Genomic DNA, 22988 nt, shown 5'->3' on the forward strand with positions numbered 1-22988 from the left:
TCCCCAGCATCTTCGCCGGGTTCCCCAGTTTCTGGGCAGCGAATGACGCCGCACCACCGAAACTGCTGGGATCGGGCCCCTCGCCGCTCCGATAGGTGGGGAGACCGGCGGGATAGGTGGGGAGACCGGCCCAGAAACTGGGGAGACCGGCGGGATAGGTGGGGAGCCCGGCGCTGTGCTTGGCAAAATCCCCGGCCGAGTTGTCCACATAGGTGAGCGCCGTCGTCGTGCGCGCCGCTCGAGGTTGGCACGATGGCGAGGTGGCCGACATTCTCGAGGTGCTCAGACGGTGGGGCGGTGTCGCGCGCCGGGGCGACCTCTTCCGGGACGGAGTTGCGCGTGCCGAGCTTGAAGCTGCGCTTGCAGCCGGCATCCTGGTGCGCCCGCGGCGCGGAATCTACGCGCTGCCCGACGCCGACCCGGTTCTCGTCCGGTGCGCGGCGACCAGCTCTTTGCTCACGTGCGTCTCCGCCGCACGGCATCACGGCTTCTGGGTGGTCCGCGAGCCGGAGGAGGCCCACATCCTGCGGATGGACGGTCGCTACGATTCTGGACGAGCTGTGGTGCACCGGCAGTCGTGGTGGCCGCCCGAGCCGAGAAGCCACGTCGCGTCCCGCCCCGACGTCCTGCTCCACGCACTGCGCTGCCTTCCGGAACTCGAAGCGCTCGTCATGGTCGAGTCAGCAGCACAGAAGGGGCTCTCGCTCGATTTCCTTCGGCAGCGGCTTCCGGGACGCCGCAATGCCGCGGCGAGGCGCGTGCTCGACGCCGTCGGCTCGGGAGCCGACTCCCTGCTCGAGACGCTCGCGAGGGAGCACCTTCGCCGGGCCGGCCTGGGCGTTCAGCCGCAGGTCGAGGTCGAGGGAGTCGGCTGGATGGACGTTCTCGTCGAGGGCTTCGTCGACGTCGAGACCGACGGTCGCGTGCACAACGAGCCTGCCCAGCGTGCAAAGGACTACCGGCGTGATCGTGCCGCCCAGCTTCGTGGATACGAAGTGCTGCGCTACACCTACAGCGACATCGTCGACCGGCCCCAGTCGATGGTGGCCGAGGTGTGCGAGGTGGTCGCGCGTCGTCGGGCTCTCGGTGGTCCTGCGCCGGGGCGTACGGCGGTCGGCTGAGCCGGCGCGGTCAACCGATTCGTCGTCGAAGCCGATCTCCCCGCGAGGTCAGCCGATTTCCCCGAGTCATCTGCCGACCTCCCCAGGATTCACGCCCGACGACGGCGCGCGATCCGGAGATTCCGGGGTCGGCACGGGCCGGACTGGGCGGGAGTTGGGGAGCCCGGCGCGGAAGTTGGGGAGCCCGGCGCGGGAGTTGGGGGAGTCCGGCGCGGGAGTTGGGGAGCCCGGCGCGGGAGCCGCGGGAGTCCGCCCTACACCTTCTCGGGCGAGTTGTTGAAGCGCGCAACCGCCTTCTGCGTGTACCGCTGGGTGAACACCTGAACCACGGCGCCGACGGCGGAAGCGACCAGCGCGAACACGAGCGTGTCGCGGAGGCTGGCCTCGAGGTTCGTCGGGTCCTTCGGCGGCGTGTGACCCGTGCCCTTCTCCCAGGCTTTGTCAAGCACCTTGGTCGCCACGAAGCCGGCCCCGATGCCGATCACCGTCCCGAGCATCTTGATGAGCACCGTCACGTCCGTCTCTCCTTCGCATTCGGTACAGTCCTGCAGCTAGCCAGAGCTTTCCCGCTCAGCCTAGCGGTAGACTGGCTCCACTTCATACGACAGGGGAGCGCCGTGCCGCCGGGCCAACCGGGGGCAAAGGGCGCTGAGAGTGCGGCCCACCGCAGACCCTCGAACCTGCTCCGGCTAATACCGGCGAAGGGAGTCGAGTTCTCAGGCAGCCTGGCTGCCGCCCCTCCTGATCCCAGGGGGAGAAGACTATGAGCACCACCACCAAGAGGCCCGCCGCATCCTGGCGGGTTGTCGACATCGTCGTCGCCGCGGTCGTGTCCGTTGCGTGCGGCGTCATCTTCTGGCTGTGGGACCAGGCGTACGCCGGTGTCGAAGTGGCCACGGCGGCGTTCGCTCCGCTCAGCGGCCTCTACTCGGGGGGCTGGCTCCTGGCGGGCGTCCTCGGAGGACTCATCATCCGCAAGCCGGGTGCGGCCCTGTTCTGCGAGATCCTCGCGGCCGTCGTCGAGGCCCTCCTCGGCTCCCAGTTCGGCGTCACCGTTCTCCTTTCCGGCCTTGTGCAGGGACTCGGCGCCGAGGTCGGCTTCGCGGTCTTCGCTTACCGACGCTGGAACCTCGGTGTCGCGCTCCTCGCAGGCGGCCTGTCGGGTCTGGCCCTCGGCGTGAGCGAGGTCATCCAGTTCTTCCCGACGTGGGAGTTCGGCTGGCAGGTCGCGTACACGGTGTTCGCCGTGATCTCGGGCGTCGTCATCGCAGGCCTGCTGAGCTGGCTCGCGGTCAAAGCATTGGCGAAGACGGGGGCCCTCTCCGCCTTCGCGTCGGGGCGTGCCGCGGACGTCTGACATGCCCCACGCCTCTGCGGGCCCGGCTCGCGTCCGTGCGAACGGCTGGGGCTGGCGTCACGCTGGCCGCAAGGCGTTTGCGGTGAGCGGCGTCGACCTCGAGATCTCTCCCGGCGAGCGGGTCCTGCTGCTCGGCGCATCCGGCGCGGGCAAGTCAACGCTCCTGCACGCGCTCGCTGGGGTCCTCGGGGCGGCCGAGGAGGGCGAGGAGCAGGGCGAGCTGACGGTCGACGGCGTACCCGCGCCGAGCGCGCGCGGTCGCGCCGGCCTGGTGCTTCAGGACCCGGACGGCCAGATCGCAATGGCCCGCGTGGGCGACGAGGTCGCGTTCGGCTGCGAGAACCTCGCCGTGCCGCGGGACGAGATCTGGCCGCGAGTGCACCGCGCGCTCGATGACGTGGGACTCGACGTCCCCCTCGACCGGTCCACGGCGGCCCTCTCGGGAGGCCAGAAGCAGCGCCTTGCCCTCGCGTGTGTCCTCGCCATGGAGCCCGGGCTCGTGCTCCTCGACGAACCCACCGCGAACCTCGACCCCGAGGGCGTCGAGGAAGTCCGTGCAGCGGTGCAGCGCAGCCTCGACCGCACGGGTGCGACGCTCGTCGTCGTCGAACACCGCGTTTCGGTGTGGGCGGAGCTCGTCGACCGCGTGATCGTCCTGGGCGCACGTGGTGGCCTCCTCGCGGACGGAGGTCCCGGGCAGGTGCTCGGCAATGCGGACGTACGACGGCGGCTGGCCACCGCAGGGGTGTGGGTGCCCGGCTGGCATCCGCTCACCGGGGAAGCCGCGGCGCGCCCGCTCCGCAAGGCCTCCGCCGCTGGTGCGGACGCCGCCGCTGGTGCGGACGCCGCCGCTGGTGCGGACGCCGCCGCCCGTGCGGACGCCCAAGGGGAGCTGCTGAGCGCCCGGGCCCTCGCCGTCGGACGCTCACCGAAGGCGCCGCCCGTCGTCGGCGGGATCGACTTGTTGCTCCGCGCCGGGCATGCGGCGAGCGTGACGGGCCCCAACGGAGCCGGGAAGTCGACGCTCGCGCTCACCCTCGCCGGCCTCCTCCCCGCAGTCGGCGGACGTCTCGAGGCGCTCCCGGCGCTCTCTCGCGGCGCCGGGACAAGCCCCCACCGCTGGCGCTCGAGCGAGCTCGTGAGCCGGATCGGCACCGTCTTCCAGGAACCGGAGCACCAGTTCCTCACACCACGGGTGCTCGACGAGCTCGAGTTCGGGCCCCGGCGCGTCGCGCGCAGACCCGAGAAGGAGGTGCGGGTGCTCGTCGACGGACTCCTCGAACGCCTTCGCCTGGGCCGGCTCGCGGAGGCGAATCCGTTCACCCTCTCGGGCGGCGAGAAGCGCCGCCTCTCAGTCGCGACGATGCTTGCCACCAACCCGAGCCTTCTCGTGCTCGACGAGCCGACGTTCGGGCAGGACGCGCTCACGTGGGCCGAGCTCGTGCGCCTCCTCGCCGAGCTCCTGGAACAGGGAACGTCCCTGCTCGCGGTCACTCACGACGAGGACTTCACGACAGCCCTCTCCGATGCCGTGTACCGCGTGGATGGCGGGCGGGCGGCGCGAGTCGAGGCCGTCGCATGAGCGTGGATATCCTGACTCCCGAGCTCGCGAACTCGGTCCTCGCCCGGGCGAACCCTGTGGCGAAGCTCGCCGCGGCGCTGTGCATCACGATCACGCTGCTGCTGAGCGTCGATTGGGTCTCGGCCTCCGTAGCACTCGTGTGCGAGCTGTTCATGCTGCCGCTCCTGGGCGTGCGGCCCGTCACCTTCCTGCGTCGAACGTGGCCGCTGGCCGCGGCAGCTGCAGTGGGGGCCTACTCGACCGCCCTGCTCGGCGCCAAGATCGGGCCAGTCTGGCTGCAGCTCGGGCCCGCCGTGTTCACCGAGCACTCAGTGCTCAGCGGCATCGCGATCGGCCTCCGCGGCCTTGCCGTGGCCCTGCCCGGCGTCTTCCTCCTGTTCTCCACCGATCCCACGGACCTCGCCGACGGCCTCGCGCAGAAGCTCCGCCTCCCGGCGCGATTCGTGCTCGGCGCCCTCGCCGGAATGCGGCTCGTGGGCCTCCTCGTCGACGAGTGGCGGACCCTCGGCCTCGCTCGCAGGGCACGTGGGGTCGGGAGCGGGCACAGCCCGATTGCGCGGTTCAGGGCGTTCCTCGGGCAGGCGTTCGCCCTGCTCGTGCAAGCGATCCGACGCGCGACGCGGCTCGCGGTCGCGATGGAGGCCCGCGGCTTCGGCGGCGTGGTGGACGGCCGGCCGGCGCCGAGGACGTGGGCGCGCGAGTCGAGCTACTCGCGCCTCGACGCGTGGGTGCTCGTCGCGGGAGCGGCCGTCGCCGCGCTCTCGGTGGGGGCCGCCGTCGTGCTCGGGACCTGGAACGTCGTGTGGGGCTGAGGGAGGGCGCGCCCCCTTCCGTTGCGCCGTCAGATCCGCAGGGTGTGACCCTGCGGATCTGACGGCGCAAGCGGGGTGACGCGGGGGAAGGGTGCGCCGGCTCTGGCGTGCCGCGCGGTGGAGTGGGATCGTTGCCGCGGGAGGAACCACGAGCGAAGGAGCCAGCGATGGTTGAGATCGTCGGATCGTTCTCGAGCTTCAGCGTCGACGACGTTCCACGGGCACGTGAGTTCTACGCCGAGACGCTCGGCTTCAAGGTCGAGGACGTCATGGGCGGCCTCCGGATGACCCTCCCGGGCGGAGGCCAGGTGTTCGCCTACCCCAAGCCGGACCACGCCCCGGCGAGCCACACGGTGCTCAACCTGGTGGTCGCCAACGTGGACGACGCCGTTCGCTCGCTCCACGAGAAGGGCATCCGCGCCGACCACTACCCGAGCAGCGAGGAGATGCCGCTCGATGAGAACGGGATCCTGCGGGACCGGGAGGGCGGAGAGGGCCGCGGAATTGCTTGGTTCAAGGATCCCGCGGGCAATGTTCTCTCAGTCGTGACCGATTAGTGACAGGATCTTTATCTCATGGTATGAGGCTTTCGGCGGTCTAGACCGCTCCGACGTGTCCAATGGGATGTCGATTTGCGGTCGCCTATCGCATACGTGATATTTTGGCCACATGGCACAACAGACTGCTGAGACTGTCGGGGCAATCCTGCGCGAAGTGCGAAGCGACAGGGGCTGGACCCAGGGGCAGCTGGCTGCCGAGCTGGGGACGAGCCAGAGCGCCGTCGCCCGGATGGAGCAGGGCAAGCAGAACCTGAGCCTCAAGATGCTCCAGCGCATCGAGAATATCCTCGGTCAGCGCATCCTCAATATCGGCCCGTCCAAGATGACCCACCTCCGGGTCGAGGGCGGACGGCGCCTCTCCGGGGCCGTCGACGTCAACACGTCCAAGAACGCCGGCGTCGCGCTCCTGTGCGCGAGCCTCATCAACCGCGGCACCACGACCCTGCGCAATCTGGCCCGCATCGAGGAGGTCAACCGCATCGTCGAGGTGCTCACCTCCATCGGCGTCGAATGCACGTGGCTCCCCGGCGCTCCCGGGGCCCAGCCCCGCGACCTCCAGATCCGCCGTCCTGCGAAGCTGAGCCTCGAGGCCATGGATGTCGAGGCCGCGCGTCGGACCCGAAGCGTCATCATGCTCCTCGGGCCGCTGCTCGATGAGCGCAGCGAGTACAAGCTCCCGTACGCCGGCGGCTGCGACCTCGGCACGCGGACGGTCGAACCGCACATGCAGGCCCTCCGCACCTTCGGGCTCGACGTCGAAGCCTCCAACGGCTTCTACTCCGTCCGGGCTCCCGAGGCCGACCGGCACGACCGCACCTTCGTCCTCACGGAGCGCGGCGACACGGTCACCGAGAACGCGATCATGGCGGCCGCGCACCGCGAGAGTCTCACCGTGATCCGCAACGCCTCGCCGAACTACATGGTCCAGGACCTGTGCTTCTACCTTCAGAGCGTCGGAGTTGAGATCGAGGGCATCGGGACCACGACCCTGCGGATCCGTGGCCGCTCCCGGATCGAGCAGGACATCGACTACTGGCCCTCAGAGGACCCGATCGAGGCCATGAGCCTCATCACCGCGGCGATTGTCACGAACTCCGAGGTGACCGTGCGGCGTGTGCCGATCGAGTTCATGGAGATCGAGCTCGCGACCCTCATGCAGATGGGCCAGAAGCTCGAGATCTCGGGCGAGTACATGGCGCGCAACGGCCGCACGCGGCTCGTGGACGTCACGACGCTGCCCTCCGAGCTCGCCGCGCCGACGGACAAGATCCATCCGATGCCCTTCCCCGGCCTCAACATCGACAACCTGCCGTTCTTCGCCGTCATCGCGGCCAACGCCACCGGTCAGACCCTCATCCACGACTGGGTCTACGAGAACCGTGCCATCTACCTCACGGAGCTCAACCGCCTCGGTGGCCAGATCCAGCTCCTCGACCCGCACCGGATCTACGTCAACGGGCCAACGAAGTGGCGCGCTGCCGAGGTCGGCTGCCCGCCGGCTCTCCGGCCCGCCGCGTGCATCCTTCTGGCCATGCTCGCCGCCCGCGGCACGAGCGAGCTTCGCAATATCTACGTGATCGAGCGTGGCTACCAGGACCTCGCCGAGCGCCTCAATTCGATCGGCGCCCGGATCGAGTATTTCCAGGACTGAGAATCCTCGTTGCGCCGTCACTTCCGCAGGGTAGTGACCCTGCGGAAGTGACGGCGCAACGAGGGGAGAAGCGGGCTCATGAAGGCGATCATGTACAACCGGACCGGGGACTCCTCCGTTCTCGAGTTGCGGGAGCGCGAGATTCCGGAGCCCGGCGAGGGCGAGGTGCGCGTCCGAGTGGCCGTTTCGGGCGTCAACCCAACGGACTGGAAGGCCCGCGCCGGGGGCACATACGGCAAGCTCGACGGCTGGCACGTGCCGAATCAGGACGGTGCCGGGGTGGTCGACGCAGTCGGCCCGGGCGTGGACGGGTTCGAGGCGGGTGATCGGGTCTGGCTCTGGGACGTCGCATACGGCGGCATGGAGGGGACCGCGCAGGAGTACGTCGTCGTGCCGCGCGGGAAGGCCGTCCCGCTCCCGGACGATGAGACGTTCGACGCCGGAGCCTCCGTCGGGATCCCGGCCCTCACCGCTCACCGCGCGCTCACCGCGAGCGAGCACGGTCCCGCTCAGCTTGCGCCGGGAGCGCTCATGGGCCAGACCGTTCTGGTGACGGGCGGCGCAGGCGCCGTGGGGCACGCGGCGATCCAGCTCGCGCGATGGGCCGGCGCGACCGTCATAGCGACGGTGAGCGGGGAGGCCAAGGCGGATCTCGCGCGCAAGGCGGGCGCCGCCGTCGTCCTCAACTACCGCGAACAGGACGTTGCCGAGGAAGCCCGCCGCGTGGCCGAGAAGGACGTCGACCTGATCGTCGACGTCAACGCCGCCGCCAACCTCGAATCCGACCTCAAGGCGCTCAAGACGGGCGGGACGATCTCGATCTACGCGTCCTCCGCGAACGATGAGGTCCTGCAGGTACCGGTGCGCCCGAGCATGAGCAAGAACGTGCGGCTCCAGTTCATCCTCACGTACACGGTGACGGACGAGCAGAAGCGTGCCGCCGTCGCCGCCGTCTCCGCGGCCCTCGCTGACGGCGCGCTCCGCGTGGGCGCCGCCAGCGGCCTTCCGCTGACTCGCTTTCCGCTCGCGGAGGCCGGGGCGGCGCACGACGCCGTGCAGCAGGGAACCGTGGGCAAGGTCCTGATCGATGTGGCTGGCCCGGGCGTTGGGGAAGCGCCGGCCGGCTAGGGACGGCCGGGTGGCCGGCCACCCGACGCGGGAGCGCCGCCGAGGTCAGGCCGGGGTGAGCTCGCCGATCGACTCGAGGGCGTCCCACGCGAAGCTCGCGAGCCAGTGGGTCGACATGAAGTCGTCGCTTTCGAGAGCGGCGAGTCCCGCCCGGATGAGCGGCTCGAGCGCCTCGGCGAGCACAGCCTCGGTCGACGCGCCAGCCGACGCCGCCGCCGACGCGGCCGCCGATGGCGAGGACGCAGCCCGGAGGGCGCGCAGGATCCGGGAGATCTGGCCCGCGCGGCTCAGGTTGAGGCCGTGCAGGTGGACCATGTACCCGTCAGACTCGTCGGTCACGCCGACCACCGCGAGCATGCGCGAGTCAGGCCGCAGCCCCGGCAGGAACCGCGTCAGCCACGCCGCGAACTCGTCGGCCGGGAGCACACGCTGCATGAGGTCAGCCTCGCTGAGGCCGGCCGAGAGGAAGTCCTGCCCGCTGAGTTCCCACTCGGAGGCCCAGCCGGTATCCCCGCCGAACCAGCTCCGCGCGGCGCGCTCGCAGGCCTCCGCGGCGTCGTCCCGCCCGAGGGCGCGGAAAGCGTCGATCAGGAGGGCGACGCCGAACGCCGAGTTCGTGTGCAGCCCGTGGCGCACGGGGTACTGGGCCTTGGCCAGCCACTCCTGCACGAGGCGGCCGACGACGTCGACGCAGCCTTCGAGATGGCGTCCCCATCCGCGGATCTCGGCGTCGGGAGACGCCGCGCACGCCGCCGCGAGCCGGACGAGCCAGGCCCACCCGTAAGGCCGCTCCCACGACGGGTTGTCGGCGAGGTAGGCGGCCTCGGCTGCGAGCTTCTCGGCCGTGAGGTTCTCCGCCAGGGCGCCCCGCAGCCGGGCCGCGGTCGCCCCGTCGAGGCCGCGGCCGCCGTCGTCCGCCGCGTTGCCCGCGCCCGGCGTGCCGCCCGCCGCGTTCAGGACGCTCACGCCAAGCCAGTGCATGTGCACGCAGGAGTGCCAGTCGAACGACGTGGAGAAGGCGGGGTGCAGCTCGGAAGGCGTCGGGCGGTCGCTCGCCGAGAGCTGGGTGTGGTGGGCCGCGTACGGGTAAGGGCGGCGGAGGTTGTCGAGGACGACGCCCGCGCAGTGCTCGGCGGCCGAGGGGAAGAGATCGAGTTCCATGTCAGTGGGCTCCTAGAACGCGAGGAAGTACATGAGCGCGGTGTTGACGACGAGCAGCGGGAAGGCTGTGCCGAGCTGCGCCCCGATCACGCCGTACTTGTTCTTCATTTCCAACAGGGCCGACGGAACGAGGTTGAAGTTCGCCGCCATCGGCGTGCAGAGCGTGCCGCAGAAGCCGGCGAGCATGCCGATCGCGAAGACGATCGCGGGGTTGCCGTGGAACTGCTGGACCAGCACGGGCCAGCCGATGGCCGCCGTCATGATCGGGAACGCCGCGAAGCCGTTGCCCATGAGCACCGTGAACACGAACATGCCCACGCAGTACACGATGACCGCCGCGAGGAGCGAGCCCTTCGGCATGACCCCGGTGACGAGAGTGCTCACCGCGGTGCCGACGCCGGCCTTCGTGAAGAGGATCCCGAGCGTCGAGAGCATCTGGGGGAGGAGGGCAGCCCAGCCGATGGACTCGAGGATGCGGCGGCTCTCGAACACCGGCGTGAGCGGGTGCTTCGGCCGAAGGATGAGGAGGGCGACGACGGCGGCTACGACAGCGCCGATGGCCAAGGCCACGAGCGTCGTGTTCTTGGGGTCGAGGACCGGGGTCTTCCCGACAACCAGAACGGGTGCGAGCAGCACGAGGATGACGGTGACGACGGGCAGCGTGAGCGCCGGGATGAAGAGCTTGTTCCCGAAGCGAGCGGCGAAGGCCTCACGCTGGGCGCCGGTCGACGTCTTCGCCCTGCCGTCGGCGAGCTGGCCCGTCGCGGCGAGCGCCACGAGCACGAGGACCGCGATCCCGAGGATCCAACCCGGAGCGGTGCCGGCCTGGACCCAAGTGCCGTAGAAGAAGCAGAGGCCGAGCAGGCCCCAGAAGGCCGAGCTGCCCCAGCGGCGGGGGTGGTTGGGGTCCCGGACGATGAGGGCGGCCCACGCGATGAACAGGATTCCGATGAACCAGTAGACGGCTTCGACGTTGATCACTTGGTCTCTCCTGCGACGGCGGGCTCGGTGGCCTCGAGCTTCCGGTATTCCTTGTCGAGCGACTTGTCGAGGCGCAGGAGCCGGAAGCCGTGGATGAGGAACGCCGCGAAGGCCGTGGGGATAGCCCAGAGGGCGAGCTGGAGCGGCTCGAGATGGAGGTGGTAGGTCGTGTCGACGAAGGTCGTGATGAGCAGGATCGAGCCGACTGCCACGAAGACGTCCTCGCCGAAGAAGACGCCCACGTTGTCCGCGCCCGCCGAGTGAGCCTTGATGCGCTCCTTGATGTGCTCGGGAACGTGCCCGTAGCGGCGCAGCGCCGCGCCCTCGGCCATCGGGAAGACGAGCGGGCGCACCGTCTGCGCGTGGCCCCCGATGCTGTTGAGGCCGACGGCGGCGGTCAGCTGGCGCACGGCGAGATAGCCGAGCAGGACGCGCCCCGCTGTAAGCCGGGCGAGCTTGCCGATGAGGGTCTTGGCCTGCTCCTGGAGGCCGAAGAACTCGATGATGCCGACGACGGGCAGCACCGCGACGAAGATCGTCACCGAGCGGCTGCTGGCGAAGCCGCTGCCGAAGGCTTCGAGGATCTGGACGGGATTGAGGCCGCCGAGGAGGGCCGTGACGATGCCGGCGACAGTGACGACGACGAGTGGGTTCAGGCGAATGGCAAAGCCAACAATCACCAGTAGGACGCCGATGAGTACGAGCATGATGATCCGTTCCGGAGGGAGTGCGGTCCTGGGAAGGGTGCGCCGAAGAGCGCGTGTGATCCAGAGCATATCCTTTTGTTGAACAATCAGGCAAGGCTTGTTCAACAATCGGTGGCGAATGGGTTGCGATGCCTCGGGAGGGACTCGGCCAAAGGGCGACGTCGCGGCCCGCGTGGTCGGGGACCCTGCGGAGGTGACGGCGCAACGAGGGCGGGTCCCCCGGTGGTTCAGGAGGAGATGGCGGCGAGGAGCTGGCGCTCGGCGCGGTCCAGATAGTCGGCCATGAGCTCCGCCGCCGCGGGCGCACGGCCAGCCTCGAGGAGCTCGACGATCCGCGCATTGTCCGCGACGTACGGGGCGTGGAAGCGCGGATCGGAGCCCATCGTCGCGAAGACGAGGCGCATCTCGGCAAGGATCTGCTCCATGAAGCTGTCGAGGCGCACGCTCCCCGCCCTTGCGACGAGCGCGCGGTGGAACTCCTGGTTCGCGGTGGCCATGGCGGCCACATCGCCGGCGTCGGCCGCCTTCTCGGCTTCCCGGACGATGGCGGCGAGGGGCTCCGTGGGCGAAGCCGGCGACCAGAGAAGCGAGGCGGGTTCCACGAGGCGCCGGACGCGGTAGATCTCCCGGATGTCATCCGCGGTCGGATGCGAGACGAAGACGCCGCGGTTGGGGATTCGCGTCACTACCCGTTCCGCGTGGAGGGTCGCGAACGCCTCGCGGAGGGTGTTCCGCGAGACGCCGAGGGCTTCCCGGAGGGCCTCCTCGGCGAGCTTGGCCCCCGGCGCGAGCTGGCCGTCGGCGATCTGCTGGCGGAGCTGGGCCGCGACCCACGAGCTCGTCTCGGCGTGCGTGCTCCGCGCCTCGGCGCGCAGGCCGGCCAGAACCTCCTCAGACGTCATGGCTCCACCCTAGCGGCGCCGCGTGCGGGCTAGCCGATCGTCGTGAGGACGTCGCCGGGAGCCACGACGTCGCCCGGCGCCGCCGCGTGCTCGCCGAGCCTGCCGGTGCGATGGGCTTGGACGGTCGTCTCCATCTTCATGGCTTCCATGACGACGACGCCGTCGCCCGCCTCGACGGGGTCGCCCGGCTCGGCGAGCCATTTGACGACCGTGCCGCCCATGCCTGCCGTGACCGCGGCGTCGTCGTCCGGCGCTGAGCCGCCGTCCGCCGTCGTCCGCTGCCCGTTGGAAGCGGCAGGGATGCCGGGGGCGCCCGTGGCCAGCCCGGCGAGGAGCGCTTCCGGAACTCCCAGCGTGACCCGCCGGCCGTCGATGTCGACGGCGAAGGTGCGCCGGCCGCCCTCGGCCCCGGGAGGCTGGAACTCGGGGCTCGCGGGGAGTTCGGAGGCAAACTCGGACTCAATCCACGTCGTGTACACGCCGAGTCCGTCCTCCGCCGCGAACGCGGGGCTGTCGACGACGGCGCGGTCGAACGGGAGGACCGTGGCGAGGCCGCGGATCTCGAACTCGCGCAGCGCGCGGCGCGCCCGACGGAGTGCCTGCTGCCGATCGGCGCCGGTGACGACGAGCTTCGCGAGCAGCGAGTCGAACTGGCCGGGCACCACGGAGCCGTCTCGGACCCCGGAGTCGACGCGGACTCCCGGGCCGGCAGGGGCCGAGAAGCGGGTCACCGTCCCCGGGGACGGCAGGAAGCCTCGCCCGGGATCCTCTGCGTTGATGCGGAACTCGATTGCATGGCCCCGCGGTTCCGGGTCCTTGAGGACCGGTACGGGGTGGCCGTCCGCGATCGCGAGCTGTGCCGCCACGAGGTCGACGCCGGAGGTTTCCTCAGTGATCGGGTGTTCGACCTGCAGGCGTGTGTTGACCTCGAGGAAGCTCAGGGTGCCAGTGCGGTCCAGGAGGTACTCGACGGTCCCCGCGCCGACGTAGCCGGCTTCGCGGCAGATCGCCTTGGCCGATTCGTGGATGCGCGCCCTCTGCTCGTCGGTCAGAAACGGTGCCGGCGCCTCCTCGACGAGCTTCTGATGGCGGCGCTGCAGCGAGCAGTCGCGGGTGCCGACGACGACGACGTTGCCGTGGGTGTCCGCGAGGACCTGGGCTTCGACGTGGCGCGGCCGGTCGAGGAACTTCTCGACGAAGCACTCCTCCCGCCCGAACGCGGCGCGCGACTCGCGCACCGCCGAGTCGAAGCTCTCCTCGATCTCGTCCATCGTGCGGGCCACCTTGAGGCCGCGTCCCCCACCCCCGAAGGCGGCCTTGATCGCCACCGGGAGGCCGTGCTCGCGGGCGAAGGCGCGGACCTCATCGGCATCGGCGACGGGCCCGTCACTGCCGGGTGCGAGCGGAGCGCCGGCCCGCACGGCCACAGCCCGGGCACTGACCTTGTCCCCGAGAAGGCGGATGGTCTCCGGCGACGGCCCGATCCAGGTCAGCCCCGCGTCGAGGACGGCCTGGGCGAAGTCTGCATTCTCGGAGAGGAAGCCGTAGCCCGGGTGGACGGCGTCGGCGCCCGAACGGAGCGCGACGCCGATGATCTTCGCGGCGTCCAGATAGGTCTCGGCAGGCGAGGTGCCTCCCAGCGCGTACGCCTCGGTGCATGCGTCGACGTGGACCGAGTCGGAATCCTGGTCGGCGTAGACGGCGACGCTCGCCAGGCCTGCGTCGTCGCACGCCCGAGCGACGCGGACGGCGATCTCGCCGCGGTTGGCAATGAGGATCTTACGCATGGGCGGTTCCTTCGGAGTCTGTCAGGGGGTCGCTCGGCTCGAGGCCGTGGGTTGGCGGGTCGACCGCGGCGAACCGGACGCGGGCACCGGGCGGGAGTTGGCCCGCGCGGTCGAGGTCGGCGTCGAGGACCACGCCGATCACCGGATAGCCGCCCGTGACCGGGTGGTCGGCAAGGAAGAGGACCGGCTGCCCGTTGGGCGGCACCTGCACGGAGCCGAGGACCGTGCCCTCGCTCTTGAGCTCGCCTTGGCGCTCCCGTTCGAGTTCAGGGCCGGAAAGGCGCAGACCCACACGGTTGGACTGCGGGGTCACGGTCCACTCTTCCGCGTAGAAGGCGTCCCTCGAGGCCGACGTGAACCAGTCCTGACGCGGGCCCGGCACGACACGCAGGACGGCGGTGCCCTCCGGAAGGCGGGGCGGCTCCTCCGGCAGGCCGACGATCTGGGCGCCGCGGGTCGGCAGGACACCGAGTCGGCTGCCCGCCCGCAACGGTTCTGGACCAATGCCCGAGAGCGTGTCCGTCGAGCGGCTCCCGAGGGCCTCGGGCACGTCGAGCCCGCCGCGGACCGCGATGTAGGTGCGCAGTCCCGCCGTGGGCGCGCCCACCGTCAGGGTTTCCCCCGCGAGGAGGGCGAACGGTGCGTCGAGCGGGGCGTGACGGACGGACGACGGCGTGGGGGCGTCGTCGTCCGTGCCACCTTCGGAGCGGGCGATTTCGGAGCGGGCGATGCTCAGGGGCACGCGTGCGCCCGTGACCGCGAGGACCTGGTCGCTCGCCGCGCGCAGGGCCAGACCGCCGAACAGCGCCTCGAGTGCCGCAGCGGCCTCGGGATTCCCCGCGAGCCGATTCGCGCGCCGGAGGGAGGCGCGGTCCATGGCCCCGGCGGCACTCACCCCGAGCGACGCGAGGCCGGGGCGCCCGAGGTCCTGCACCGTGCACTGCATCCCCGTGCTGACGACGACGAGGCCGGGCCCCGACGTCGACGGCGTGGGGGGCGCCTGCGCGTCCAGAGGCGCTGTCGGTCCCCGGCGCGTCCCCTTGCTCGCCGCGGGGCCGCCTGGGGCTGTGACCGCTGCGCGCTCGCGGACCGGCTCGAACCGAACCCGGTCGCCGGGGCGGACGAGGGCCGGGTCCGGGCGCTCGAGATCCCACATGACGGCGGACGTGTGGCCGATGAGCTGCCACCCTCCCGGCGACTGCCGCGGGTACACGGCCGAGTACGTGCCGGCGAGGGCCACTGCGCCCGCCGGGACCGCAGTGCGCGGCGAGGAGCGACGCGGCACGTCGAGCGCGCCGTCGCCCGCAAGGTACGCGAAGCCGGGCGCGAAGCCGCCGAAGGCCGCGTTCCACACCTGCTCGGCGTGCGCCGCGACGAGACTCTCCCGGCTCATGCCGGCCAGACCGGCGGCTTCGTCGAGGTCGGCCCCGTCGTAGACGGTCTCGATGACGACCAGCTCGCCAGGACGCTGCTGGCCGGAGGCGAGGTCGAGTGAGCGCACGCGACGCACCAGCGCGCTCAGGGACGCGGGCGAATCGGCCGCGACGAGCACCGTGGTCGCGGCGGCGACGACGTCCAGCTGGCCGGGGATCGGCTCGGCGTCCAGCTGCCGCTGGAGGCTGAGGACGGCGTCGAGCGAGGAGAGCTCGACCAAGATGGCGCGGTCACCGGAGGGGCGGATGCCGACGACAGCGGCTCGCTCCCGCGCTGCTCCGCCGGGCTCGGCGCCGCCCCGCGCGGCGGTCTCCTGAATCGCCATGGCCTAGGCGAAGCTCCTGATCTCGATGCCGGCCTCCGTGATCGCCGTCCTGATGCGCGCGGCCATGGCGACCGCCCCGGGCGTGTCCCCGTGCACGCAAATGCTGTCCGCGGAGATCCGGATGATGCTGCCATCGACCGCGCGGACCTTCCCGTCGAGGATTCGCAGCACGTGTTCCACGATCTCGTCCAGGTCGTGGAGCACGGCCTCGGGCTCGCGACGGGAGACGAGCGTGCCGTCGGGGCTGTAGGCGCGGTCGGCGAACGCCTCGGTGACGGTCCGGAGGCCTGCTGCTTCCGCGGCGCGCTGGATCTCGGAGTCCTGCAGGACGAGGAGGGGCAGTGTGGGCGCGACCTCCGCGACGGCGCGGGCCACGGCCTTCGCCTGGGCCGCGTGGTGGACGATCGTGTTGTAGAGGGCGCCGTGCGGCTTGACGTAGCGCACCTCGGTGCCGGCAGCGCGCGCGAGGCCCTCCAGGGCGCCGATCTGGTAGATCACGTCGTCGGTGAGTTCGTGCGGGTCCATGTCGATGAACCGCCGCCCGAAGCCCGCGAGGTCCCGATAGCCCGGGTGGGCGCCGACCGCAACGCCGGATTCGGCGGCAGCGCGGCACGTCGCACGGATCTGGCGGGGGTCACCCGCGTGGAAGCCGCACGCGACGTTCGCGCTCGAGACGCTGGCGAAGATCGCGGCGTCGTCGCCGAAAGTCCAGTTGCCGAACGATTCGCCGACGTCGCTGTTCAGATCGATGCTGGGCACGAGTGACCTCCGTCTCAGGATCCTGTGATGTGTCCAGCATGCCTCACTTCGGAAAATTGTTCAACAATTTTTCGCGGCCTCGGCATCGAGGGGCACCACCGTGAGCGGTGCCCCGCTCGCGAGCACCTCGCGCGCCGCGTGCGGATCGTAGCCGAAGTTGGTGTCGACCGGACGCCCCGGCACCTTGAGGGCGCCGCAAGGTCGTTCGGCCTCCGTGTCAGCTCTCGATCGTGACCTCGCGCGCCTCCTTGTCCGGCCGCCACCCGCGCCACACCGGGTGGCGCAGCCGTCCTGCTTCGGTCCACTCGCCGTAGCGGACCTCGCCCACAAGTTTGGGCTGCACCCAGTGGGCATCGACCGTGTCCTCCCGAGGAATATCGCCGAAGGGAGTTGTCTTGCGCTCCAGGCGGTGGAGCTTCTTGGCGATGTCGGCCAGGTCTTGCTCCGTGAAGCCGGTCCCAACCCGGCCTGCGTAACGCAGCCCGCCGTCGTCGTCCGGGATCCCCAGAAGCAGCGAGCCGATGGTGTTCTCTCGGCTGCCCTTCCCGCTGCGCCAGCCGCCCACGACGACCTCCTGGGTGCGCTCGTGCTTGATCTTGAGCCACGCGCCGGAGCGCCTTCCCGCCTCGTAGCGCGACGAGAGCCGCTTCGCCATGACTCCCTCGAGTCGGTGCTCGGCGGAAGCCTCGAGCACCGACTCGACGTCGTCGTGGAAGATCGGGGAGAGCTGGACGTTCTGGGGGAGCCCGCCTTCCGCGAGGACTTCGAGCGCCTCACGTCGCTCCCGGAACGGCAGGGGGGTGAGGTCTCGGCCTTGGAACTCGAGGAGGTCGAACAGCACGATCTGCACGGGATACTTTTGGCGGGCTGCCGCGACGTCGGTCGGATCCGTGAGTCCCATGCGCTGCTGGAGCCGTGAGAAGGACGGCCGCCCGCGCGAGTCCATCGCCACGATCTCGCCGTCGAGGACCGCCGGGCCCAGTTCGGCCAGGTCGGCGAGTTCGGGGTAGGTGCCGGTCGTGTCGAGTCCGCGCCGGCTGATGAGCTTGAGCGGACCCCGGGCGTCCACGATCGCGCGGACGCCGTCCCACTTCATCTCGAGTGCCCAGTCATCGCCCCGCACGAGACCGGGCGCACCGATCTGGGCGAGCATGGGCGACGGCGCCGCCCCACCCCTCGTTGCGCCGTCACCTTCACCGTGTGGACCTGACGGCGCAACGGGAGGGGCGTCGGGGGGACCCTGCGGAGGTGACGGCGCAACGGGAGGGGCGTCGTCGTGGTGGGCGCCGCGCCGCCAGTGGCCCTTGGCCTGGTCCTTCATGAGGTGGATGAGCCAGTTGTCCTTGTCTCCGCCGCTCCCCGTGTGGATGAGGGCGAGCCGCACCGGCTTCCCGTCCTCGATCCCCGCGAGGCCGCCGCCCGGGCGCCCGGACAGGATGACGATGATCTCCTTCTCGTCCCGCCACTTCTCGAGCTCGTACGTCCCGGTGTCCCAGACGAACATCTCTCCGGCGCCGTATTCGCCCTTGGGGATGCTCCCCGAGAACGTGAGGTATTCGATCGGGTGGTCCTCGGTGTGCACAGCGAGGTGGTTGCGGCCCGGATCGGTCGGCACGCCCTTGGGCAGCGCGAACGAGGCGAGCACGCCCTCGTGCTCGAGGCGCAGGTCCCAGTGCAGGCGGCGGGCGTGGTGTTCGTGGATGACGAACGTGTTGCCCTCGCCCGGGGTGGGCGGCTCCATGGGGACCGGTTCAGGGGTTGCGGCCGCGTCGCGCTTTGCGCGGTATTCCGTGAGGCGGTCCTTGCCGGGCGCCTTGCCGCCGCGGGATCGAGCGGACGACGACGGCGAGGGCCTCCCGTCGTCGTCGCCCGTGCCGTCCTGGTCCGGCAGCAGCGGGGCGAACAGGTCGCCGTACTTCTCGATCCGGGCCGCCATCTGGTCGTAGCGCACGTGTGCCAGATCGGGGGAGGCGATCTCCTCCCACGTCCTGGGCGCCGCGACCATCGGCTGGGCGCGGCCGCGCAACGAGTAGGGGGCGATCGTCGTCTTCTGGCCGCTGTTCTGGCTCCAGTCGACCAGTACCCGCCCTTGGCGCAGCGTCTTCTTCTGGTCGCTCACCACGAGGTCGGGGTGGTCGGCGGCGAGGGAGCGGGCGAGCTCGTGGGCGACGGCCGAGACGTCCTCCCACTTCTGGCTCATGTCGATCTTCGCGTAGAGGTGGATGCCCTTGCTGCCGCTTGTCACGGGAACGGTGGCCAAGCCGAGGTCGTCGAGGATGGGCCTGATGAGGTGCGCGACCTCGACGCACTCCGGAAGGCCCGCCCCGGGGCCCGGATCGAGATCGAGCACGAGGCGGTCCGGATTGAGCATGTTGTCGTCGCCGTTGACTCGCCATTGGGGGACGTGGATCTCGAGCGCGGCCATCTGGCCGAGCCAGATGAGCGTTGCCAGGTCATTGATGAGCGGGTACGTGTTGGTCGAGTGCCGGTGGTGCAGCGTGACGCGCTTGACCCAGCGGGGCGTCGAGTTGTCCAGATTCTTCTGGAAGAAAACCTGGCCGGGCTCGTCCGCAGTGCCGACCCCGTGCACCCAGCGCTTGCGGGTCGCGGGGCGGTCCCGCACTGCCGGAATCATATATTGGGCCACAGTCCGCAGGTATTCGAGGACGTCGGCCTTCGTGACGCCCGCTTCGGGATAGAGCACCTTGTCCAGATTCGAGAGGCGGATTTCACGGCCCTCAACTTCGACGATCTCGCGATTCCCTGCCATGGCGCCACCTTTCCACGCGGCGCGGCAGGAGTGAAGGTCTGCCTGAAGAACGCCTCCGCTCTGTTTGAATACCCAGAAGCGAAGCAGGATATCCGCATGGACCTTCCCGTGATGCCACCCGTGGAACCGATGCTCGCCCGCGCAGTGCCGGAGATCCCTGACGTCGGCCACAGCGAGCCGAAGTGGGACGGGTTTCGGACCATCGTGTTCAAGGACGGCGACGAGATCATCCTCGGAAGCCGCAACGACAAGCCGATGACCCGCTATTTTCCCGAGCTCGTGGAGGAACTTCGGCGTGCTCTCCCGGATAAGTGCGTGGTGGACGGCGAAATTGTCCTGATTCGCGAGGGGCGGCTGGATTTCGAGGCGCTTCAGCAGCGAATTCATCCCGCCGACAGCCGGGTCAAGCTCCTCTCGCGCGAAACCCCGGTGGCTCTCGTGGCCTTCGACCTCTTGGCCCTCGGGGACCGGAATATTATGCGACTGCCCTTCGAGGAGCGGCGTCACAAGCTGAGCGAGGAACTCGGCGGCGGTACCGAATCCGTCTTCCTCACGCCCTCGACGGCGGACCTCGAACAGGCCAAGGAATGGTTCTCGGAATTCGAGGGCGCCGGGCTCGACGGAATTGTCGCGAAACGCCTCGACAAACCATACGAGCCCGGCAAGCGGACCATGTACAAGATCAAGCACGAGCGCACCGCGGACTGCGTCCTCGCGGGATTCCGCTGGCACAAGACGGGTGGCGTGGTCGGCTCGCTCCTGCTGGGGCTGTACGACGACGAGCGCCGGCTTCATCACGTGGGCGTCGCCGCGTCCTTCCCCATGGCCAAGCGGCGCAGCCTCGTCGCAGAGCTCGAGCCGCTCGTCGAGAAGGACCTCGGGGCCCACCCCTGGGGCGACTGGGCGAATCGGGGCGCGCACGCGCAGACGCGGATGCCGGGCGCGGTCAGCCGCTGGAGCGCCGGAAAGGATCTGTCGTTCGTCCCCCTGCGACCCGAACTGGTTGTCGAGGTCGCCTACGACCACATGGAGGGCGACCGCTTCCGCCACACCGCGCAGTTCCGCAGATGGCGTCCTGACCGTGATCCCGAAAGCTGCACGTATTCGCAGCTCGAGAGGACGGCCTCGTTCGACGTCGAGAAGATCCTGGGCAGATGACGACGGCGGCCCTCCCCATCCGCGGGGAGGGCCGCCGTCGCAACGGGCCGTGCTTGCTGTCAGTCGTGCTTCTTGAAGGCATCCTTCACGTCCTCGAACGCGTCCTTCACCTTCTCGCCGGCCTGCTTGAGGCCCGCAGAGGTCTGGTCGCGCTTGCCCTCAGCCTCGAGTTCCGGATCGTCGTTCGAGCGGCCCAGTGCTTCCTTGGCCTTGCCACCGAGCTCTTGGCCCTTGTTGCTGACCTTGTCGTCGAATCCCATACCGTCCTCCGTTCCAGCGGGCGCCTTGCTCGGCCCGCTTCTCAGTCAGATCAGCACGCCCTTGACGTGCGGCAGCGCTCTGGGTTGCGCTGTCCCTACCTTTACCCGGGTCAGCCGGATTCAAGCGCGATGCACGACGGCGCCGTTCAACCAGATCAGCCGGGCCGCCAGAGGAGGACTACCCTCACTTCATGAGCGGCATCGACCTCGTGCTGACCCTCATCAGCGGCGTCGCGTGGACGATCGTCTATGCCGAAGCGATCCGCATCGGCTTTGTGCACCGGACCTATGCGATCCCGGTCGCGGCCCTCATGCTCAACGTCGCATGGGAGTGGCTCTACGCAGGCCTGGACCTGTCCGGTGGCGGAAGTCTTCAGGGGTACGTGAACCTCGTGTGGGCCTGCGCCGACCTGGCCATCCTGTTCACCTTCTTCCGCTACGGATTCGCCGAGTTCTCGGCTCGCGTGAGCGGTAGCGCGTTCGCCGTCGGAAGCGTTGGGCTGCTGGCCGTCTCGGTGGCGGTCCAGCTCTTGTTCCTCGGCCAGTTCGGGCAGATGAACGGTGCCGTCTACTCGGCCTTCCTGCAGAATCTCCTCATGTCCGGGCTCTTCATCGCGATGTTCGTGGAGCGGCGGGGTGCCCGCGGCCAAAGCTTGGTCATCGCGGTCGCCAAATGGCTCGGCACCCTCGCTCCGACGGTTCAGTACGGTCTGCTCTCGAACTGGCCTTTCGTGCTGGGAATCGGGCTCCTGTGCTCGGTTCTGGACCTGACCTACATCGGTCTCCTCCTCAAAGCCCGTCGGCACGAGAGCTCTGGACCGGTTCCAGTGCCCCCGACCCGCACCGTGCAGCGACCGCGTTCGTTGTGATGTGCTGCCCTCGACCGCATTTCCGTCCGATATTTCCAACGGAGAAGCGGCCGAGGGCAGCAGAAGCGGAATCGGCGGCACCTACACCGCGTGCGCCGACTCCCGCTCGCGGACCACGGGAGCCGGCTTGAGCCGGGTCAACGTGAGGCCGATCAGCTGCGCCGTCCCACCGACCGCATAGGCGGAGACGCCGCGGTTCGAGCGATCCGGGAAGACCTGTTCCGCGAACGTCACGCTCCCGTTCTGGGCGAACACCTCGACCGAGCCCGCGTCGACATAGATCTCGAGGCGCAGCCTATTGTTGATCAGGCTGAGGGGGGCCCGTTCGACGGACGGGAACAGGGGGTGGAGCTCGGCGTTCCCCGAAAGGCGCCGGTCCAGCACGAGCTCGCCGCGTTCGACGTCGTAGCAAAGCCGGGTGCCTTCCTCCCCAGACTGCGCCTGTCCGGGCCGCAGGATGACGAGGCCGAACTCGGCGGCGGAGCCGGCGTCGAACGTCGCTTCGATGAGGCAAGGCTCGGCCCCGCAGTCGAGCGGGAGCGGGTGAACGCCCTCCGGCACGTCGAGGAGGCCAAGCGAACGCCCGGAGCCGACGGCCTCGAGGCCGGGCACCGCGTGCTGTTCGAGGATCAGACGGCCCGCGCGGGTGCGGAGGGTTGCCTCGCGGGGGAGGGCCATCGACCCGCGCCAGGGGGAGGTGGGCAGGCTGCGCGCGTAGTCCCAGTTGTTCATCCAGCCGAGGAGGATGCGCCGGCCGTCCGGGACGTTGTTGAAGGAGACGGTCGCGTAGTAGTCCCGGCCGAAGTCGAGCCACCCGTATTCGGGGGCGGGAGCGCCGCCGTCGTCCGTTGGGCCGCCCACGCCGGTGGAAGTGAAGCTCACCCCGTCGAAGTCGCCGAGGAAGTAGATCCCGGCGGAGCCGCCCTCGCCGTCCTCGCGGTGGAGGTTGATGATGAGGACCCACTTGAGGTGGGCCGAGTCGCCGTCGACGGCGAGCGGGAAGAGGTCCGGGCACTCCCAGATGAGCCCGACCTTGCCCGCCGCCTCGAAGTCGCTCAAGTGCGTCCAGCTCCGCAGGTCGTCGGAGCGGTAGAGGACGGCCTTGCGTTCGACGGCCTCGACCGCGACCATCACCCAGTACGAGCCCCCGGGCCCCGAATAGCGGAAGACCTTGGGGTCGCGGAAGTCGCGGGAGCCTCGGTCGAGAACGGGGTTGCCGTCGAACTTGGCCCAGGTCTCCCCGCCGTCCAGGCTGTACGCGAGGGATTGGGCTTGGAGGCCGAGGTGACGGGACTCCTCCGAGTAGGCGCTCGTGTAGACGGCGACGAGCGGGGAGCTCCCGGGTTCACCGAAGCCGCTCGTGTTGCCCTCGTCGACCACGACGCTGCCGGAGAAGATCTGCTCCTCGTCGTCGCACAGGATCGCGACCGGCCGGTCGCTCCAGTGGATGAGGTCCGTGGAGACGGCGTGGCCCCACGACATGTTCGCGTGGTGGATTCCCTGCGGGTTGTTCTGGAAGAAGAGGTGGTACTGGCCGTTCGCGTAGACGAGGCCGTTGGGGTCGTTGATCCAGGTGTCCGCGGCGGTGTAGTGGATCAGGGGCCGGTAGGCCTCCTCGCCGAAGGAAGCGGGCGGGGTCGGTTCGGTCATGGTCTTCTTTCGAA

Annotated in this window: 22 protein-coding genes and 1 riboswitch; of the genes, 9 read left to right on the forward strand and 13 right to left on the reverse strand. The window is 69.9% G+C overall.

Annotated elements, in window-relative coordinates:
- A partial coding sequence (locus V7053_RS02755; protein ID WP_334170738.1) for a hypothetical protein occupies positions 1–271 on the reverse strand: 271 nt, incomplete at its 3' end.
- On the opposite strand from V7053_RS02755, the gene V7053_RS02760 reads away from it, so the two are divergent.
- On the forward strand, positions 261–1121 hold the full coding sequence (locus tag V7053_RS02760; RefSeq protein WP_334170739.1) for an endonuclease domain-containing protein: 861 nt from the start codon (positions 261–263) through the stop codon (positions 1119–1121). The genes V7053_RS02755 and V7053_RS02760 overlap by 11 nt on opposite strands.
- A gap of 254 nt (positions 1122–1375) precedes the next feature.
- On the opposite strand, the gene V7053_RS02765 is transcribed toward V7053_RS02760, so the two are convergent.
- Complete coding sequence (locus V7053_RS02765; RefSeq protein ID WP_334170740.1) at positions 1376–1636, reverse strand: DUF4235 domain-containing protein; 261 nt, start codon at positions 1634–1636, stop codon at positions 1376–1378.
- A gap of 81 nt (positions 1637–1717) precedes the next feature.
- A riboswitch (TPP riboswitch) is annotated at positions 1718–1845 on the forward strand.
- Positions 1846–1884: 39 nt separating this feature from the next.
- On the opposite strand from V7053_RS02765, the gene V7053_RS02770 reads away from it, so the two are divergent.
- From V7053_RS02770 to V7053_RS02795, 6 genes are all read left to right on the forward strand, one after another.
- Positions 1885–2478 carry an ECF transporter S component gene (locus tag V7053_RS02770; protein WP_334170741.1) on the forward strand — a complete coding sequence of 198 codons (594 nt, stop codon included), beginning with the start codon at positions 1885–1887 and terminating at the stop codon, positions 2476–2478.
- A gap of 1 nt (position 2479) precedes the next feature.
- Positions 2480–4060, forward strand: a complete 1581-nt coding sequence (locus V7053_RS02775) for an ABC transporter ATP-binding protein (protein ID WP_334170742.1) — start codon at positions 2480–2482, stop codon at positions 4058–4060.
- Positions 4057–4872: an energy-coupling factor transporter transmembrane component T family protein gene (locus tag V7053_RS02780; RefSeq protein ID WP_334170743.1), complete on the forward strand. Its 816-nt coding sequence runs from the start codon at positions 4057–4059 to the stop codon at positions 4870–4872. Before V7053_RS02775 ends, V7053_RS02780 begins: the two co-directional genes overlap by 4 nt.
- A gap of 167 nt (positions 4873–5039) precedes the next feature.
- Complete coding sequence (locus tag V7053_RS02785; protein ID WP_334170744.1) at positions 5040–5429, forward strand: VOC family protein; 390 nt, start codon at positions 5040–5042, stop codon at positions 5427–5429.
- Positions 5430–5541: 112 nt separating this feature from the next.
- Positions 5542–7083 carry a UDP-N-acetylglucosamine 1-carboxyvinyltransferase gene (locus tag V7053_RS02790; protein ID WP_334170745.1) on the forward strand — a complete coding sequence of 514 codons (1542 nt, stop codon included), beginning with the start codon at positions 5542–5544 and terminating at the stop codon, positions 7081–7083.
- A gap of 78 nt (positions 7084–7161) precedes the next feature.
- Positions 7162–8211, forward strand: a complete 1050-nt coding sequence (locus V7053_RS02795) for an NADPH:quinone reductase (protein ID WP_334170746.1) — start codon at positions 7162–7164, stop codon at positions 8209–8211.
- 45 nt (positions 8212–8256) lie between these two features.
- Here the strand turns inward: V7053_RS02795 and V7053_RS02800 are convergent, their stop codons facing one another.
- The 9 genes from V7053_RS02800 to V7053_RS02840 all read right to left on the reverse strand — a co-directional run bounded on the left by V7053_RS02800 (position 8257) and on the right by V7053_RS02840 (position 19037).
- On the reverse strand, positions 8257–9372 hold the full coding sequence (locus tag V7053_RS02800; RefSeq protein WP_334170747.1) for a DUF2891 family protein: 1116 nt from the start codon (positions 9370–9372) through the stop codon (positions 8257–8259).
- 12 nt (positions 9373–9384) lie between these two features.
- Positions 9385–10353: a DUF979 domain-containing protein gene (locus V7053_RS02805; protein WP_334170748.1), complete on the reverse strand. Its 969-nt coding sequence runs from the start codon at positions 10351–10353 to the stop codon at positions 9385–9387.
- Positions 10350–11060, reverse strand: coding sequence for a DUF969 domain-containing protein (locus tag V7053_RS02810; RefSeq protein WP_334170749.1), 711 nt, complete (start codon positions 11058–11060; stop codon positions 10350–10352). The genes V7053_RS02805 and V7053_RS02810 overlap by 4 nt, the downstream gene beginning before the upstream one ends.
- Before the next feature lie 227 nt (positions 11061–11287).
- Positions 11288–11962 (reverse strand): GntR family transcriptional regulator, encoded by a 675-nt coding sequence (locus V7053_RS02815; RefSeq protein ID WP_334170750.1) that lies wholly within the window; start codon positions 11960–11962, stop codon positions 11288–11290.
- Positions 11963–11991: 29 nt separating this feature from the next.
- Complete coding sequence (locus tag V7053_RS02820) at positions 11992–13749, reverse strand: acetyl/propionyl/methylcrotonyl-CoA carboxylase subunit alpha (RefSeq protein ID WP_334170751.1); 1758 nt, start codon at positions 13747–13749, stop codon at positions 11992–11994.
- Entirely contained in the window at positions 13742–15508 is a 1767-nt protein-coding gene (locus V7053_RS02825; RefSeq protein WP_334170752.1) for a 5-oxoprolinase/urea amidolyase family protein, read from the reverse strand. Before V7053_RS02825 ends, V7053_RS02820 begins: the two co-directional genes overlap by 8 nt.
- A 3-nt stretch (positions 15509–15511) precedes the next feature.
- Entirely contained in the window at positions 15512–16267 is a 756-nt protein-coding gene (locus V7053_RS02830; RefSeq protein WP_334170753.1) for a LamB/YcsF family protein, read from the reverse strand.
- Positions 16268–16327: 60 nt separating this feature from the next.
- A complete protein-coding gene (locus V7053_RS02835; RefSeq protein WP_334170754.1) occupies positions 16328–16450 on the reverse strand; it encodes a hypothetical protein in 123 nt (40 codons plus the stop codon).
- A 34-nt stretch (positions 16451–16484) separates the two neighbouring features.
- Positions 16485–19037 carry an ATP-dependent DNA ligase gene (locus V7053_RS02840; RefSeq protein ID WP_334170755.1) on the reverse strand — a complete coding sequence of 851 codons (2553 nt, stop codon included), beginning with the start codon at positions 19035–19037 and terminating at the stop codon, positions 16485–16487.
- 96 nt (positions 19038–19133) lie between these two features.
- Here V7053_RS02840 and V7053_RS02845 point away from each other — a divergent pair, with 96 nt between their 5' ends.
- Entirely contained in the window at positions 19134–20195 is a 1062-nt protein-coding gene (locus V7053_RS02845; RefSeq protein WP_334170756.1) for an ATP-dependent DNA ligase, read from the forward strand.
- A gap of 59 nt (positions 20196–20254) precedes the next feature.
- On the opposite strand, the gene V7053_RS02850 is transcribed toward V7053_RS02845, so the two are convergent.
- Complete coding sequence (locus V7053_RS02850) at positions 20255–20455, reverse strand: CsbD family protein (RefSeq protein WP_334170757.1); 201 nt, start codon at positions 20453–20455, stop codon at positions 20255–20257.
- An 89-nt stretch (positions 20456–20544) separates the two neighbouring features.
- Between V7053_RS02850 and V7053_RS02855 the strand changes: the two genes are divergently transcribed.
- The gene (locus V7053_RS02855) at positions 20545–21324 is read left to right on the forward strand and encodes a transmembrane-type terpene cyclase (protein ID WP_443022488.1); all 780 of its coding nucleotides are present in this window, start codon (positions 20545–20547) and stop codon (positions 21322–21324) included.
- 81 nt (positions 21325–21405) lie between these two features.
- Here V7053_RS02855 and V7053_RS02860 read toward each other — a convergent pair whose 3' ends face one another.
- Positions 21406–22974 (reverse strand): glycoside hydrolase family 32 protein, encoded by a 1569-nt coding sequence (locus tag V7053_RS02860; RefSeq protein ID WP_334170759.1) that lies wholly within the window; start codon positions 22972–22974, stop codon positions 21406–21408.
- Positions 22975–22988: the final 14 nt, after the last annotated feature.

The organism is Sinomonas sp., assembly GCF_036848755.1.
Classification (GTDB): Bacteria; Actinomycetota; Actinomycetes; order Actinomycetales; family Micrococcaceae; genus Sinomonas.

Excerpts from the sequence above, each read along its gene's own strand:
- V7053_RS02795 (WP_334170746.1), top strand. The coding sequence starts at position 7,162 with ATGAAGGCGATCATGTACAACCGGACCGGGGACTCCTCCGTTCTCGAG.
- V7053_RS02820 (WP_334170751.1), bottom strand. The coding sequence starts at position 13,749 with ATGCGTAAGATCCTCATTGCCAACCGCGGCGAGATCGCCGTCCGCGTC.
- V7053_RS02845 (WP_334170756.1), top strand. The coding sequence starts at position 19,134 with ATGGACCTTCCCGTGATGCCACCCGTGGAACCGATGCTCGCCCGCGCA.
- V7053_RS02775 (WP_334170742.1), top strand. The coding sequence starts at position 2,480 with ATGCCCCACGCCTCTGCGGGCCCGGCTCGCGTCCGTGCGAACGGCTGG.
- V7053_RS02815 (WP_334170750.1), bottom strand. The coding sequence starts at position 11,962 with ATGACGTCTGAGGAGGTTCTGGCCGGCCTGCGCGCCGAGGCGCGGAGC.
- V7053_RS02785 (WP_334170744.1), top strand. The coding sequence starts at position 5,040 with ATGGTTGAGATCGTCGGATCGTTCTCGAGCTTCAGCGTCGACGACGTT.
- V7053_RS02860 (WP_334170759.1), bottom strand. The coding sequence starts at position 22,974 with ATGACCGAACCGACCCCGCCCGCTTCCTTCGGCGAGGAGGCCTACCGG.
- V7053_RS02790 (WP_334170745.1), top strand. The coding sequence starts at position 5,542 with ATGGCACAACAGACTGCTGAGACTGTCGGGGCAATCCTGCGCGAAGTG.
- V7053_RS02780 (WP_334170743.1), top strand. The coding sequence starts at position 4,057 with ATGAGCGTGGATATCCTGACTCCCGAGCTCGCGAACTCGGTCCTCGCC.
- V7053_RS02800 (WP_334170747.1), bottom strand. The coding sequence starts at position 9,372 with ATGGAACTCGATCTCTTCCCCTCGGCCGCCGAGCACTGCGCGGGCGTC.
- V7053_RS02850 (WP_334170757.1), bottom strand. The coding sequence starts at position 20,455 with ATGGGATTCGACGACAAGGTCAGCAACAAGGGCCAAGAGCTCGGTGGC.
- V7053_RS02825 (WP_334170752.1), bottom strand. The coding sequence starts at position 15,508 with ATGGCGATTCAGGAGACCGCCGCGCGGGGCGGCGCCGAGCCCGGCGGA.
- V7053_RS02770 (WP_334170741.1), top strand. The coding sequence starts at position 1,885 with ATGAGCACCACCACCAAGAGGCCCGCCGCATCCTGGCGGGTTGTCGAC.
- V7053_RS02840 (WP_334170755.1), bottom strand. The coding sequence starts at position 19,037 with ATGGCAGGGAATCGCGAGATCGTCGAAGTTGAGGGCCGTGAAATCCGC.
- V7053_RS02810 (WP_334170749.1), bottom strand. The coding sequence starts at position 11,060 with ATGCTCGTACTCATCGGCGTCCTACTGGTGATTGTTGGCTTTGCCATT.